This is a genomic window from Micromonospora sp. WMMD737, assembly GCF_049179055.1.
In the GTDB taxonomy this organism is placed as follows: Bacteria; Actinomycetota; Actinomycetes; order Mycobacteriales; family Micromonosporaceae; genus Micromonospora; species Micromonospora reichwaldensis.
In genome coordinates this window covers 412,478-428,498 of the sequence record NZ_JBMHMH010000001.1, presented here as the reverse complement: position 1 = coordinate 428,498, position 16,021 = coordinate 412,478, and the positions used below count along the sequence as shown (strand labels likewise).

The 16,021-nt window shown below is 75.4% G+C and carries 2 protein-coding genes; both read right to left on the bottom strand.

Translation table 11 applies throughout. The features are described from left to right. Window positions 1-14: 14 nt before the first annotated feature. The gene (locus ACN27A_RS01225) at window positions 15-5,006 is read right to left on the bottom strand and encodes a type I polyketide synthase (RefSeq protein WP_421449108.1); all 4,992 of its coding nucleotides are present in this window, start codon (window positions 5,004-5,006) and stop codon (window positions 15-17) included. 36 nt (window positions 5,007-5,042) lie between these two features. After that, on the bottom strand, window positions 5,043-15,989 hold the full coding sequence (locus ACN27A_RS01220) for an SDR family NAD(P)-dependent oxidoreductase (RefSeq protein WP_421449105.1): 10,947 nt from the start codon (window positions 15,987-15,989) through the stop codon (window positions 5,043-5,045). Window positions 15,990-16,021 lie beyond the last annotated feature (32 nt).

Sequence of the window (16,021 nt, the reverse complement as noted above, 5' to 3'; positions counted from 1 at the left end):
CTGGAGCTGGAAGGTCAGGAGATGCCGAGGTCCTTGTCGACCATCGCGAACAACTCGTCGTCGGTGGCGTCGTCGAGGTGCCGGCCGATGTCGGCGCCACCGCTGTCCTGGGCGAGCCGGGACAGCATCGCCTGCAGGCGTACGGTGGCCCGCACCCGGGCCGCCTCGTCCCGCGCCACCACGTCGAGGCTGTCGGCGATCCGGTCCAGATCGTCGAGGAGGGCGGTCGGGGTGACCACGTCGTCGTGGGCGACCTCGGCGAAGAGGTACTCCGCCAGGGTCGTCGGGGTCGGGTAGTCGAAGACCAGGGTGACCGGCAGGGCCACGCCGGTGGCCGAGCCGAGCCGGTTGCGCAGCTCGACGGCGGTGACGGAGTCGAAGCCCAGCTCCCGGAACGCCCGGTGCTCGTCCACCGACTCGGCGGACGGGTAGTTGAGCACGGCGGCGACCTGGCTGCGGACCAGGCCGAGCAGCACGGCGAGCCGCTCGGCGGCGGGCAGGCCGGCGAGCCGGTCCTGCAACGTCTCCGGGCCGTCGCCGGCCTCCACGCTGGCCACCTGCTCGGCCGTGACGAGGCGCCGCACGTCCGGCAGGTCGCTGATCAGCGGGCCGGGCCGGGTGGCGGTGAAGGCGACGGAGAACCGTTCCCAGGCGATGTCGGCGATGGTCAGGAACGCCTCGCCGTGGTCCACGGCCTGGTGCAGCGCGGCGATGGCCGCCTCGGGGGTCATCTCGGGTACGCCGTGGCGGTGCAGCAGCTCGCCGAGCGGCCCGTCGGCCATGCCGCCGCCGGCCCACGCCCCCCAGGCGATGGAGGTGGCGGTCAGGCCGAGGCCACGCCGGTGCTGGGCGAGGGCGTCGAGGAACGCGTTGCTCGGGGCGTAGTTGCCGACGCCGGAGCTGGCCACGCTGCCGGCGAAGGACGAGAACATGATGAACGCCGACAGCTCGTGGTCGAGGGTCAGCTCGTGCAGGTTGTACGCGACGTCGACCTTGGCCTGGAGCACCCGCTCGATCTGCTCCGGCCGGATGTCGTTGATCATGGCGTCGTCGAGCACGGCGGAGGCGTGCACGACCGTGGTGAGCGGATACTCGGCGGGGATCGCGTCGATCAGGTCGGCCAGGGCGTCCCGGTCGGAGGCGTCGCACTCGACGACGGTGGCCTGGGCGCCCAGCTCGGTGAGGTCGTCGACGAGCTGCTGCGCGCCCGGCGCGGCCATGCCCCGCCGGCTGACGACCACGATGTTCTCCACGCCGCTGCGGGCCAGCCAGCGGGCGGCGTGCCCACCGAGCGCGCCGGTGCCGCCGGTGACCAGCGCCGTGCCGTACGGCTGCCACGGGTTCGCGGGCTGGCTCTCGCCGAGCGGGACCCGGGTGAGCCGGCGGGCGAGCAGTCCGCCGGGGCGTACCGCGATCTGGTCCTCCTCACCGGCGGCGGTGAGGGCCGCGACCAGCAGGTCGGCGCAGCGCTCGTCGACGGCCTCCGGCAGGTCCACGAGACCGCCCCAGCGCTGCGGGTGCTCCAGCGCGGCGACCCGGCCGAAGCCCCAGACCAGCGACTGCACCGGGGAGCGCAGCAGGTCGGCCATGCCGACGGACGCGGCGCCGGAGGTGACGCTCCACATCGGGGCGCGCAGGCCGAGGTCGCCGAGGGCCTGGAAGAGCGCGACGGTGGCGGCGAAGCCGCCGGGCACCGACGGGTGCAGCGGGTGGGCCAGCTCGTCGAAGGCGAGCAGCGAGACCACGCCTGTCACCTCGGCGGCGGCGGCGTCGCCACCCGGCGCGGCGGCGAGCGCCTCCTGGAGCAGCTTGCCGAACTGGTCGCGGTCGACGTCGGGGGTGGAGACGGGCACCGGGACGAGCGTCGCGCCGGCCGCCGCGAACGCCTCGACGCAGGCGTCCTGCCAGGGCTCGATGATGTCGCCGGTGGGCAGGACGACGACCCAGGTGCCGCTCATCCCCCGGTTGGCGACGCCGGTCAGCGGCTTCCAGGTGTCCTGGTAACGCCAGCTGTCGATGTCGGACTGGCGGCGCCGCTGCCGGCGCCAGGAGGTGAGCAGCGGCAGGGCCGGCAGCAGCGCGTCGAGCACCTCGTGGGCCGGGGTGTCCTCGGTGGCGATGGTCTCGGCGAGGGCGGTGACGTCCCCGCGTTCCACGGCCGCCCAGAAGCTCGTGTCGCTGGGGTCGCCGCCGGCCGCGCCCTGGAGCAGGCTCTGCAGGTCGGGGCCGCCGCTGCCGTCCAGCCAGAACCGCTGGTGGTCGAAGGCGTACGTGGGCAGCGGCACCACCTCGGTCTCGGCGAGGACGTTCGCGAGGTCGACGGGCAGGCCGATGGCGTACGCGGTGGCGAGGTTGGTCAGCAGCCGGGTCGCGTCGTCGTCGCCGCGGCGCAGGCTGCCCAGGGTGTGCCCGGTGACGCCGGTGTCGTCGAGGATCGCCGTGACCGGCATCGTCAGCACCGGGTGCGGGCTGATCTCCACGAACGTGGTGTGCCCGGCGGCGATCGCCGTCCGGACGGCGGGGTCGAACCGCACGGTGCGGCGCAGGTTGTCGTACCAGTAGTCCGCGGTCATCGAGGCCGGGTCGCCCCAGTCCCCGGTGAGCGTGGAGACCAGGCGGGTGTGGCCGGCCTGCGGGGTGACGTCGGCCAGGTCGGCGCGCAGCTGCTCGGCGACCTGCTGCACGGCCTCGGAGTGGGAGGCGTAGTCCACGGGGATGAGCCGGGCGCGCAGGCCCTCGGCCTGGCACGCCGCGACGAGGTCGGCGACGGGCTGCGGCGGGCCGGAGACCACGACGGTGGACGGGCCGTTGACCGCCGCCACCCCGACGCCCGGGAACGCCGGCAGCCGCTCGGCGACCGCGTCGGCCGGCAGGTCGATCGACGCCATCGTGCCGGTGCCGCGCAGCACGGTCAGGGCACGCGAGCGCAGGGCCACGGCCTTCGCCGCGTCGTCGATGCTGAGGATGCCGGCCACGCACGCGGCGCCGATCTCGCCCTGCGAGTGGCCGACGACCGCGTCCGGGACGACGCCCGCCGCGCGCCACACGGCCGCGAGGGCGATGCCGACGGCCCACAGCACGGGCTGCACGACCTCGACCCGCTCCAGCCACGACTCGTCGTCGCCGGTCAACACCGACACGAGGTCCACGTTCAGGTACGGGGCGAGGGCCCGCTGGCACTCGGCCAGCTTCGCGTCGAACACCGGCGTACGACCGACCAGGCCGGCGGCCATCCGCGCCGACTGCGCGCCCTGGCCCGGGAAGACGAAGACGGGGCCGGCGCCGGCGCTGGTGACCGTACCGGTGACGAGGTTGCCGCCCGGGTGGCCGGCGGCGAGGGCGTCCAGCCCGGCGAGTAGCTCGTCGGTGCCGAGGCCGACCACGGCGGCGCGGTGGTCGAACGTCGAGCGGGTGGTGGCCAGCGACCAGCCGACCGCCGCCGGGGCGAGGTCGCCGTGCTCGCGCACGTGCCGCGCGAGCCGGGCGGCCTGCCCGGCGAGGGCGGAGCGCGACCGGGCCGACACCGGCCAGAGGGTCACGTCCGAGCCGACCAGGCCGGGGCGCCGCGCGGGCTCGACGGCGGTGGCCTCGTCGCCGTCGACGGACGCCGCTTCGGCGACGCGCGGCCGGTACTCCTCCAGGATCACGTGCGCGTTGGTGCCGCTCACGCCGAACGAGGAGACGCCGCCGCGGCGGGGGCGGTCCAGCTCCAGCCACGGCTTCGACTCGGTGAGCAGGGAGACCGCCCCGGCGGTCCAGTCCACGTGCGGGGAGGGCTCGTCGACGTGCAGGGTCTCCGGCATGACGCCGTTGCGCAGCGCCATCACCATCTTGACCAGCCCGGCGACGCCGGCGGCGCTCTGGGTGTGGCCGATGTTCGACTTCACCGAGCCCAGCCACAGCGGCCGGTCGGCGGGCCGGTCCTGCCCGTACGTGGCGATGAGCGCCTGCGCCTCGATGGGGTCGCCGAGGGTGGTGCCGGTGCCGTGCGCCTCGACCATGTCGACGTCGGCGGTGCCGAGCCGGGCGTTGGCGAGGGCCTGCCGGATGACCCGCTGCTGGGAGGGGCCGTTCGGGGCGGTGAGCCCGTTGGACGCGCCGTCCTGGTTGAGGGCGCTGCCCCGGATCACGGCGAGGATCGGGTGGCCGTTGCGCTCGGCGTCGGCCAGCCGCTCCACGACGAGCACGCCGCCGCCCTCGCCCCAGCCGGTGCCGTCCGCGCCGGCCGCGAAGGCCCTGCACCGGCCGTCGACGGACATGCCGCGCTGCCGGGAGAAGACGACGAACACGCCGGGGGTGACCATCACGGTGACGCCGCCGGCGATGGCCAGGTCGCACTCGCCGCGGCGCAGCGCGTTCACGGCGAGGTGCAGGGCCACCAGCGAGGAGGAGCAGGCGGTGTCGACGGTGACGGCGGGGCCGTTGAGGCCGAGGGTGAACGAGATCCGGCCGGACGCGACGCTCGTGGTGTTGCCGGTGCCGATGTACATGTCGACGCCCTCGGGCACGTGCGGCAGACCCATGCCGTAGTTCGAGGTGCTCAGCCCGACGAAGACACCAGTGGAGCTGCCGCGCAGCGACAGCGGGTCGATGCCGGCCCGCTCGATGGCCTCCCAGGACGTCTCCAGCAGCAGCCGCTGCTGCGGGTCCATGGCGAGGGCCTCACGCGGCGAGATGCCGAACAGGGACGGGTCGAAGTCACCGGCGGCGTCGAGGAACCCGCCGATGCGCGTGTAGCTCTTGCCCGGCTTGTTGGGGTCGGGGTCGTAGAGCGCCTCCAGGTCCCACCCCCGGTCGTCGGGGAACTCGGTGAGCGCGTCCCGGCCGTCGGCGACAAGCTCCCACAGGTCCTCCGGCGACCCGACGCCACCGGGGAAGCGGCAACTCATCGAGACGATGGCCAGGGGTTCCTGGTCGCGCGCCTCGACGGTCTGCAGCTTGCGCTTGGTCTCGTGCAGGTCGGCGGTGACCCGCTTGAGGAAGTACCGCAGCTTGTCGTCGCTCATCGGGTGGCCCCTGCCTCGGTCCGAAGGTTGGTCATCTCAGGAGATTCCAAACTCTTTGCTGATGAAGTCGAAGATCTCGTCGTCGCTGGCCGAGTCGAGGTCGGGCCGGTCCGCTTCGGCGGCGGGTCCGGCCGCCAGGTCGGACGCCTTGGCGAGCAGGTCCTGCATCCGGGCGGTGAACCGGGCCCGGGCCGCCGGGTCGAGCGGGATGGCGTTGAGCAGGCTCTCCACCGTGTCGATGCCCTGGAAGAGGGGCTGCGTGGAGGGCGCCGCGTCGGCGGCGATCTCGCTGGTCAGCTTCTCGGCGAGCGCGGTCGGCGTCGGGTAGTCGAAGACCAGCGTCGCCGGCAGCCGCAGCCCGGACAGGCCGTTGAGCCGGTTGCGCAGGTCGACGGCGGTGAGGGAGTCGAAGCCCAGGTCGGTGAAGAGCCGGTTCGGGTCGACGGCGTCGGCGCCGGCGTGGCCGAGGACGGCGGCGATGTTCGCCCGCACCACGTCGAGCACCACCTTGAGCCGCTCCGGGCCGGCCAGGCCGGCGAGCCGCTGGCTGAGCTGCACCCCGCCGGAGCGGGCGCCGGTGGCGTCGACGGAGCGCCGCAGCGGCACCCGGACCAGGGCCCGGAGCATCGGCGCGAGGGTGCCGGCCTCGGCCTGCCCGCGCAGCGTCCCGACGTCCAGGCGCATCGGCACGACGGCCGCCGCGTCGAGCCGCCAGGCGGCGTCGAAGAGGTTCAGCGCCTGCTCGGTGGCGAGACCGGCGGCGCCCTGCTCGGCCATCCGGCGCACGTCGTCGTCGCCGAGGTGGCCGGTCATGCCGCTGGCCTGCTCCCAGAGGCCCCACGCGAGCGAGATGCCGGCGAGCCCGCGGGCCCGGCGGTGCGCCGCGAGGGCGTCGAGGAAGGCGTTCGACGCCGCGTAGTTGGACTGGCCGGCGCTGCCCAGGGTGGCCGCCGCCGAGGAGAAGAGGACGAAGGCAGCGAGGTTCGCGTCGGCCGTGAGGCGGTGCAGGTGCCACGCCGCGTCGATCTTCGGCACGGCGACCGCGTCCACCCGTTCGGGCGTCATCGACTCCAGCACGCCGTCGTCGAGGACGCCGGCGGCGTGCACCACGGCGGTGAGCGGGTGCGCCGCGGGCACCCCGGCCAGCAGCGCCGACAGGGCGTCGGGGTCGGCGGCGTCGCAGGCCGCGACGGTCACCTCCGTACCGGCGCCGGCGAGCTCGGTGACTAGGTCGTCGATCCCCTCGGCCGCCGCGCCGCGCCGCCCGGCCAGCAGCAGGTGCCGCACGCCGTGGGTGGTGGCGAGGTGGCGGGCCAGGATGCGGCCCAGCACGCCCGTGCCGCCGGTGATCAGCACGGTGCCGTCCGGGTCGATCCCGCCGGGCAGCGGCTCGACGCCGGCCGGGACCCGCCCGAGCCGTGGCGTGCGCACCTGCCCGGCCCGCACGGCGAGCTGCGGCTCGCCGGAGGCGATCGCGGCGGCCAGCGCGGTGGCGCTGTCCGGGGTGTCGTCGAGGTCGACGAGCTGGCACCGGCCCGGGTGTTCGAGCTGGGCGGTGCGCAGCAGACCCCAGACCGGGGCCTGGCGCAGGTTGACCACCTGCTGCTCGCCCGCCGCGACCGCGTCGCGGGTGACCAGCACCAGCCGGGACTCGGCGAACCGGTCGTCGGCGAGCCAGGTCCGCAACGCGGCGAGGGTACGGTGCGTGGTGGCCCGCGCCTGCCCGGCCAGCGCCGGGTCCGTCGGGTCCCCGGCGTCGCCGATCGGCACGATCACCGCCTCGGGCGCCGGCTCACCCCCGGCGAGCAGGTCGCCCAGCGAGTCGAGGCCGACGTCGGTACGCACCCGGGCGCCGGCCGCCTCGCAGGCGGCGCTGAGCGCCAGGTCGTCGCCGAGCGCCACCCAGCGGGTGGCGGCCGGCACGGGTCCGGTGGGCACCGGCAGCGGCGGCCAGTCCACCTGGAACAGCGACTCGTGCCGGCCGGAGCGGGCCGCGCCGAGCGAGTCGCCGGAGACCCGGCGCATGATCAGCGAGTCGACGTGCAGCACCGGGGCGCCGGTGGCGTCGGCCACCTGGAAGGAGACGCCGACCTCGCCGGCGGCGGCGACGCGTACGCGCAGGGCGGTGGCCCCGGCGGCGAGCAGCGACACCCCGGTCCAGGCGAACGGAAGGCGGGGCACGGTGGCGTCGGCGCCGTCGCCCATCCGGCCGAGGAAGCCGCCGATCGACATGGCCTGCAACGCGCCGTCCAGCAGCGCCGGGTGCACCCCGAAGCGGCCGGCCTCGGCGTGGTGGTCGGCGGGCAGTTCGACCTCGGCGAAGACCTCGTCGTCGCGGGTCCACGCGGCGCGCAGGCCACGGAACGCCGGGCCGTACCCGAAGACGGTCGCCTCGATGCCGGAGTAGAAGTCGTCGGCCTCGACGCGCGTCGCGCCGGGCGGCGGCCACACCCCCAGGTCGAAGGCGGGCGCGGCGTCGGCCGGCTGCGGACCGAGCAGGCCGGTGGCGTGGCAGGTCCAGGCGACGTCGGCCAGGATCTCGTCGGAGCCGTCCCGGTAGGGCCGGGAGTAGAGCTGGACGGTACGCCGCCCGTCGTCGTCCCGGTCGCCGACCATCAGCTGCACCTGGAGCGCGCCGAGTTCGGGCAGGACGAGCGGGGCGAGCAGGGTCAGCTCCTCCACCGTCGGGCAGCCGGCCTGCTCACCGGCGTACGTGGCCAACTCGACGAAGGCGGTGCCGGGAAGCAGGATGTTGTCCATCACCCGGTGCTCGCCGAGCCACGGGTGGGTACGCACCGACAGCCGCCCGGTGAAGACCATCCGCTCGCTGTCGGGGAAGGTCAGCGTGGCGCTGAGCAGCGGGTGCCCGGCGTCCTGGAGGCCGGCGGAGCTGACGTCCTGCGCCCGGTGCAGCGGCGGCTCGACCCAGTACCGCTGGTGGTCGAATGCGTACGTGGGCAGCGCCACGACGTCGGTTTCGGCGAGGACCGTGCCCAGGTCGACGGGCAGGCCGATCGTGTGGGCGGTGGCGAGGTTCGTCAGCAGCCGCGTCGCGTCGTCGTCACCCCGCCGCAGGCTACCCAGGGTGTGCCCGCTCGCGCCGGCGTCGTCGAGGATCGCCGTCACCGGCATCGTCAGCACCGGATGCGGGGAGATCTCGACGAACGTTGTGTGCCCGGCGGCGACGGCGACGCGGACGGCGGCGTCGAACTGGACGGTCTGCCGCAGGTTGTCGTACCAGTAGGCGGCGGTCATCGAGGTCGGGTCGACCCAGTCCCCCGTCAGCGTCGAGACGAGCCGGGTGTGACCCTGCTGCGGGGTCACGTCGGCCAGGTCGGCGCGCAACTGCTCGGCGACCTCCTGCACGGCGGCCGAGTGGGAGGCGTAGTCCACGGGGATCAGTCGGGCGCGCACCCCGTCGGCCTGGCACGCCTCCACGAGGTCGGCGACCGGCTGCGGCGGACCCGACACCACGACGGTGGACGGGCCGTTGACGGCCGCCACCCCGACACCCGGGAACGCCGGCAGCCGCTCGGCGACCGCCTCGGCCGACAGGTCGACCGACGCCATCGTCCCCGTGCCCCGCAGGACCGTCAGCGCCCGCGAGCGCAGCGCCACGGCCTTAGCCGCGTCCTCCAGGGACAGGATGCCGGCCACGCACGCGGCACCGATCTCGCCCTGCGAGTGACCGACCACCGCCGCCGGGGTGACCCCGGCGTGCTGCCACACCGCTGCCAGGGCCATGCCGACGGCCCACAGCACCGGCTGCACGACCTCGACCCGCTCCAGCCACGACTCGTCGTCGCCGGTCAACACCGACACCAGGTCCACGTCCAGGTACGGAGCCAGGGCACGCTGGCACTCCGCCAACCTGGCGTCGAACACCGGCGTACGACCGACGAGGCCGGCGGCCATCCGCGCCGACTGCGCGCCCTGACCCGGGAACACGAACACCGGGCCCGCGCCGTGGGACGTGGCGGTGCCGGCGACGACGTTGCCGGCCGGCGTCCCGGACGCCAGGGCGTCCAGCCCCGCCAGCAGCTCCTCCAGGCTCGACCCGACCACGGCGGCCCGCTGGTCGAACGTCGACCGGGTGGCGGCGAGGGACCAGCCCACCGCCGCCGCGTCGATGTCGCCGCGCTCGCGCACGTACTGCGCCAGCCGGGCCGCCTGGCCGGTCAGGGCGCCCTTCGACCGTCCCGACAGCGACCAGAGCACCGCGTCGGCGGTCACGAGCCCGGGGCCGCGCTCGGCCGGGGCCACGGCCTGTGGCTCGTCGGCCTGCTCGATGATCACGTGGGCGTTGGTGCCGGAGATGCCGAACGAGGACACCGCCGCCCGGCGGGGCCGCTCCACCGCCGGCCACGGCCGCGACTCCGTCGCCAGCTCCACCGCGCCGGAGGTCCAGTCGATGTGCGGCGACGGCTCGTCCACGTGCAGCGTCGCCGGGACGAGGCCGTGCCGGATCGCCTGCACCATCTTGATCACGCCGGCGACACCGGCGGCGGCCTGGGCGTGGCCGATGTTCGACTTGATCGAGCCGAGCAGCAGCGGCCGGTCGGCGGGCCGCTCCCGCCCGTACGTGGCGAGCAGGGCCTGCGCCTCGATCGGGTCGCCGAGGGTGGTGCCCGTGCCGTGCGCCTCGACCACGTCCACGTCGGCGGTCGTCAGGCGTGCCGACGCGAGGGCCTGCCGGATCACCCGCTGCTGCGAGGGGCCGTTCGGGGCGGTCAGCCCGTTGGAGGCGCCGTCCTGGTTGATCGCGGAGCCGCGCACCACCGCGTACACGGTGCGGCCCTGCCGGCGGGCGTCGGAGAGCCGCTGCACGAGCAGCATGCCGACGCCCTCGGACCAGCCGGTGCCGTCGGCGGACGCGGCGAACGACTTGCACCGGCCGTCGGCGGCGAGGCCGCGCTGCCGGGAGAACTCGACGAACGCGGTCGGGGTGGCCATCACCATGACGCCGCCGGCGAGGGCCATGTCGCACTCGCCGCGCCGCAGCGCCTGACCGGCCCAGTGCAGCGCGACCAGCGACGAGGAGCAGGCGGTGTCCAGCGACACCGCCGGCCCCTCCAGCCCGAACGTGTACGCCACCCGTCCCGAGATGACGCTGCTGGTCATCCCGGTCAGCATGTAGCCCTCGGCGGCCTCCGGCGAGTACGCGAGCAGGGAGCCGTAGTCCTGGCCGCTGGTGCCGACGAAGACGCCGGTGCTGCTGCCCCGTACGTCGGCGGGGTCGATGCCGGCGGACTCGAAGGACTCCCAGGTGGTCTCCAGCAGCAGCCGCTGCTGCGGGTCCATGGCCAGGGCCTCGCGGGGCGAGATGCCGAAGAATCCGGGGTCGAAGCGGTCGACGCCGCTGAGGAAGCCGCCGCCGCGGGCGTAGAAGGTGCCGGGGGCGTCCGGGTCGGGGCTGTAGAGGCTGTCGAGGTCCCAGCCCCTGTCGGTCGGCAGGTCGCTGATCGCGTCGACGCCGTCAACCACCAGCCGCCACAGGTCGTCGGGCGACCACACGCCGCCGGGCAGCCGGCAGGCCATGCCGATGATCGCGAGGGGCTCGTCGTCGCCGACCGGCACGGCGGTCGTCGTGGGTCGCACGGGGACCGGGGTGCCGGCGATCTCCGTACCCAGGAAGCCCGCCAGGTCGTGCGGGGTCGGGTAGTCGAAGACGAGGGTGGCCGGCAGCCGCATCCCGAAGGCGTTGTTGAGCCGGTTGCGCATCTCGACGGCGGTGAGCGAGTCGAAGCCGAACTCGCTGAACGCCCGGCGCGGCTCGATGGCGGCCGGGTCGGGGTAGCCGAGCACGGCGGCGGCCTGCCCCCGGACGATCTCGACCAGCGCGGCGGCCCGCTCGGCGTCGCCGAGCCCGGCGAGCTGCTGCACGAGCGACGCGCCGGTGGTGGCCGCGGCGGCGCGGGCGGGCGTGCGGATCAGCGCCCGGTACAGCGGCGGGATGCTTCCACCGGCGAACTGCACCTTCATCGCGGCGAGGTCCAGCCGGGCCGGGACCAGCGCGGCGTCGCCTGTGCGGCAGGCCGCGTCGAAGAGGGCGAGCCCCTCCTCGGCCTCCATGGCGGCGACGCCGGAGCGGGAGATCCGGTTGAGGTGGACGTCGTCCAGCTCGGTGGTCATGCCGCTGCGGTCGGCCCAGAGGCCCCAGGCGAGGGTGAGGGCGGCGAGGCCGCGCGCCTTGCGGTGCTGGGCCAGCCCGTCGAGGAACGCGTTGGCGGCGGCGTAGTTGCCCTGGCCCGGGCCGCCGGCGGTGGCGGCGAGCGAGGAGTACGAGACGAACGCCTTCAGGTCGAGGTCGGCGGTCAGCTCGTGCAGGTGCCAGGCGGCGTCGACCTTGGGCCGCAGCACGCCGTCCATCCGCTCGGGGGTGAGCGAGGAGATGACGCCGTCGTCGCGGACGCCAGCGGCGTGGATGACGGCGGTGAGCGGGTGCTCCGCCGGGATGCCGGCCAGCAGCTCGGCCACGGCGGCGCGGTCGGCGACGTCGCAGGCGGCGACGGTGACGCTCACGCCGAGCGCCTCCAACTCGGCGCAGAGCTCCGCGACGCCCCCGGCGGCGCGGCCGCGCCGGCTGGTGAGGATCAGGTGCCGGACGCCGTACGTGTCCACCAGGTGCCGGCTCATGAGCTGGCCGAGGGTGCCGGTGGCGCCGGTGATCAGGACGGTGCCGTCGGAGTCGAACGGGGCGGCCGGCGGCTCGCTCGGGGCGGGGACCCGGGTGAGCCGGGCACCGGCGGCGACGCCCGCGCGGATCACGACCTGCGGCTCGTCGGTGGCGACGGCCGGGACGAGCGCGGCGGCGCAGCCGGCGATGTCGTCGACGTCCACCAGCACGAACCGGTCGGGGTTCTCCGACTGGGCGGAGCGGAGCAGGCCGATCACGGCGGCGCCGGCCAGGTCGGTCAGGTCGGTGTCCCATTCGGTGGCGACCGCGCCCGAGGTCAGCACCACCAGCCGGGAGTCCGTGCAGCGCTCCTCGGCGAGGAACTGCTGGAGCACGGCGAGCGCCCGGTGGGTCACCTCGGCGACGGCCCCGGGCACGTCCGCCGACACGGGCGGGTCGAGGAACGGCACGACCAGCACGCCGGGCGCGCCCGTCCCGTCGTCCATCGCCGTGGCCAGGGCGGACAGGTCGGCGTACGCCGTCACGGTCGTGCCGGTGGCGGCGACCGCGTCGGTGAGCGCCGCCGCGTCGCCGATGACCGCCCAGTCGACGGTGGACGGGCCGGCGGGCAGCGCGAGCGGGGCCCACTCGACCCGGAACAGCGACTCGGCGCCGCCGCCGGAGGCGGTGCGGAGCTGGTCGGCGGAGACCGGCCGCAGGACCAGGGAGCCGACGGAGATGACGGGCGCGCCGGTGACGTCGGTGAGCAGCAGCGAGATGCTGTCGGGACCGGTGTGCGAGACCCGGACGCGGGCCGCCGCGGCGCCGGCGCCGTGCAGGGCGACGTCGTTCCAGGAGAACGGCAGCCGGCCGTACCCCGGGGGCATGTCCGCCCCGGAGGGTTCCCCGGCCGGCGTGGTCAGGCCGAGGGTGTGCAGCGCCGCGTCGAGCAGGGCCGGGTGCAGGCCGTACCCGCCGGCCTCGGCGGCGGGGGCCTCGGGCAGCGCCAGCTCGGCGAAGAGGTCGTCGCCGCGCCGCCAGGCGGAGCGCAGGGCGATGAACGACGGGCCGTAGTCGTAGCCCTGGGCGGCGAGGTTCAGGTAGAGGTCGTCGGTGCCGACCTCGGTCGCGCCCGGCGGGGGCCAGGTGGTCAGGTCGGACCAGCCGACGGGGCCGCTCGGCACGGCCGGGCCGCTGGCCAGCACGCCGCTGGCGTTGCGGGTCCAGGCCCGCTCGCCCTCGGCCGGCTCGCCGTCCTGGGCGGAATGCAGCGACACGGACCGGCAGCCCGTCTCGTCCGCCGGGCCGATCCAGAGCTGGATGTCGACGCCCCCGGTCTCCGGCAGGATCAGCGGCGACTCCAGGGTGAGTTCGCGAACGTGGTCCGCGCCGACGTGCGCGCCCGCCTGGAGGGCGAGTTCGACGAAGCCCGTGCCGGGCAGCAGCACGGTGTCGAAGACGACGTGGTCGGAGATCCACGGGTGGGTACGCCGGGCCAGCCGCCCGGTGAACAGGAAGCCCTCGGCGTGCGCGACGCCGACGGCGGCCCCGAGCAGGGGGTGCTGCGCGGGCCGCAGGCCGAACGCGGTGACGTCGCCGGTCCACCCGGCGCCCGCCTCGGGCCAGTAGCGCTGGTGCTGGAACGCGTACGTGGGCAGGTCCACCCGCCGGGCGCCGGTGTCGGCGAACCACGGCTGCCAGTCGACGGCCACCCCGTGCGCGTACAGCTCGGCCAGCCCGGCCAGCAGCCCGTGCACGGCGGGCCGGTCCTTGCGCTGCACGGCGACGGCCAGCACGCCGTCGTCGCCGGGCAGGATGTCCGCCGCCATCGCGGTCAGTACGCTCTGCGGGCCGATCTCCAGGAACGTGTCCGCCCCGGCGGCGCGCAGCGCGGCGACCCCGTCGGCGAAACGCACCGCCTGCCGCACGTGGCGCACCCAGTAGTCGGCCGTGCGGATCTCGTCGGCGTCGGCGAGCGCGCCGGTCACGTTCGACACGATCGGCAGCGTCGGCGCGGCGAAGGTCAACCCGGCCAGGACGGCCCGGAACTCGTCGAGCATCGGCTCCATCAGCGGGCTGTGGAACGCGTGGCTGACCGTGAGCCGGCGGGTGCGCGCGCCCCGCTCGCGCCAGAGCCGCTCGACGTCGTCGAGAGTGTCGACGGCGCCGGAGACCACGACCGAGGTGGGCCCGTTGACGGCCGCGATCCCCACGTCGGCCAGGCCCTCCAGCGTGGCGAGGACGTCAGCCTCGGCGGCCGCGACGGCAAGCATCCCGCCGCCCGTGGGCAGCGCCTGCATCAGCCGACCCCGCGCCGCCACCAGCGCCGCCGCGTCCGCCAGGGACAGCACCCCGGCCACGTGCGCCGCCGTGACCTCGCCGATCGAGTGGCCGCCCACGAAGTCCGGTGTGATCCCGAAGGACTCCACCAGGCGGAACAGCGCCACCTCGACGGCGAACAGCCCGGCCTGGGTGAACGCGGTCTGGTCCAGCAGCTCGGCCTCGGCCGTACCCGGCTCGGCGAAGAGCACCTCGCGCAGCGGGCGCGGCAGCAGCGGGTCCAGGTGCCCGCACGCCTCGTCGAGCGCGGCGGCGAAGACCGGGAACTCGGCGTACAACTCCCGGCCCATGCCGGCGCGCTGCGCGCCCTGGCCGGAGAAGAGCACGGCCAGCGCAGCTCGGCCGCCGGCCTGGCCCGTGACGACCGCGCCGGACGGCTCCCCGGCGGCGAGGGCGCGCAGCCCCGCCAGCAGGTCGTCGCGGCCGGTCGCGGAGACCACGGCCCGGTGGTCCAGGGTGGAGCGGGAGGTGACCGACGAGAACGCCACGTCCAGGGGCCGCAGGGTCTCGTCGGCGGCGATCCGGGCCGCCCAGCGGCCCGCCTGCGCGGCGAGGCCGGCCGCGTCCCGGGCCGACACCGGCACCGGCACGACCGGCCGCTCGACCACCGGCGCGGCGGCGGCCGACGGCGGCTGCTGGGGCGCCGGGGCCTGCTCCAGGATGGTGTGCGCGTTGGTGCCGGACACCCCGAACGAGGAGACCGCCGAGCGGCGCGGGCGGCCCACCGCCGGCCACGGCGTCGCCTCGGTCACCAGCGACACCTCGCCGGCCGACCAGTCGACCTCGGGCGTCGGCTCGTCCACGTGCAGGGTGGGCGGCACGACGCCGTGCCGCATCGCCATCACCATCTTGATCACACCGGCGACACCGGCGGCGGCCTGGGCGTGACCGATGTTCGACTTGACCGACCCGAGCAGCAGCGGCGCCGAGTCCCCCCGGTCCTGCCCGTACGTGGCGAGCAGCGCCTGCGCCTCGATCGGGTCGCCGAGCCGGGTGCCGGTGCCGTGCGCCTCCACCACGTCCACGCCGCCGGCGGCGAGGCCGGCGTTGGCCAGGGCCTGCTGGATCACCCGCTGCTGCGAGGGCCCGTTCGGGGCGCTCAGGCCGTTGGAGGCGCCGTCCTGGTTGACGGCGCTGCCCCGCACCACGGCGAGGATCGGGTGGCCGTTGCGCTGCGCGTCCGACAGCCGCTCCAGCACGAGGACGCCGACGCCCTCGGACCAGCCGGTCCCGTCGGCGGCGGCGGCGAACGCCTTGCACCGGCCGTCGGCGGCGAGGCCGCGCTGCCGGGAGAACTCGACGAAGGCGGCCGGGGTGCACATGGCGGTGACCCCGGCGACGATGGCCAGGGTGCACTCCCGCTGCCGCAGCGCCTGCCCCGCGAGGTGCAGGGCGACCAGGGACGACGAGCAGGCGGTGTCGATGGTGACCGCCGGCCCCTCCAGCCCGAAGGTGTAGGCGATCCGGCCGGACACCACGCTGCCGGCGTTGCCGGTCATCAGGTGCCCTTCGAGGCCCTGCGCGGCGCCCATCAGCACGGTGCCGTAGTCCTGGCCGGTGCTGCCGGCGAAGACGCCGGTGCGGCTGCCCTTGAGCGAGTGCGGGTCGATGCCGGCCCGCTCCAGGGCCTCCCACGAGGTCTCCAGCAGCCAGCGCTGCTGCGGGTCCATCGCCAGCGCCTCCCGGGGGGAGATCGCGAAGAAGCCCGGGTCGAAGTCGGCCAGGTCGTGGACGAAGCCGCCCTGCCGCGTGTACGACGTGCCGCTCTGCTCCGGGTCGCTGTCGTAGAGCGACCCGAGGTCCCAGCCGCGGTCCTCCGGAAAGTCGGAGACCACGTCCCGGCCGGACGCGACGACCTCCCACAGGTCCTCGGGCGACCGCACGCCGCCGGGGAAGCGGCAGCTCATGGAGACGATGGCGACCGGTTCCTGTTCACCGGCCTCCACCTCGCGCAGGCGCTGGCGCACCTGGTGCAGGTCAGCGGTGACCCGCTTGAGGTAGTCGAGAAGCTTCGCCTCGTCAGCCATGGACCGCGCACTCCTTGTGTTGACCCGTCGTC

Coding starts and splice junctions, on each gene's coding strand:
- ACN27A_RS01220 (WP_421449105.1), bottom strand. CDS start 15,989: ATGGCTGACGAGGCGAAGCTTCTCGACTACCTCAAGCGGGTCACCGCT.
- ACN27A_RS01225 (WP_421449108.1), bottom strand. CDS start 5,006: ATGAGCGACGACAAGCTGCGGTACTTCCTCAAGCGGGTCACCGCCGAC.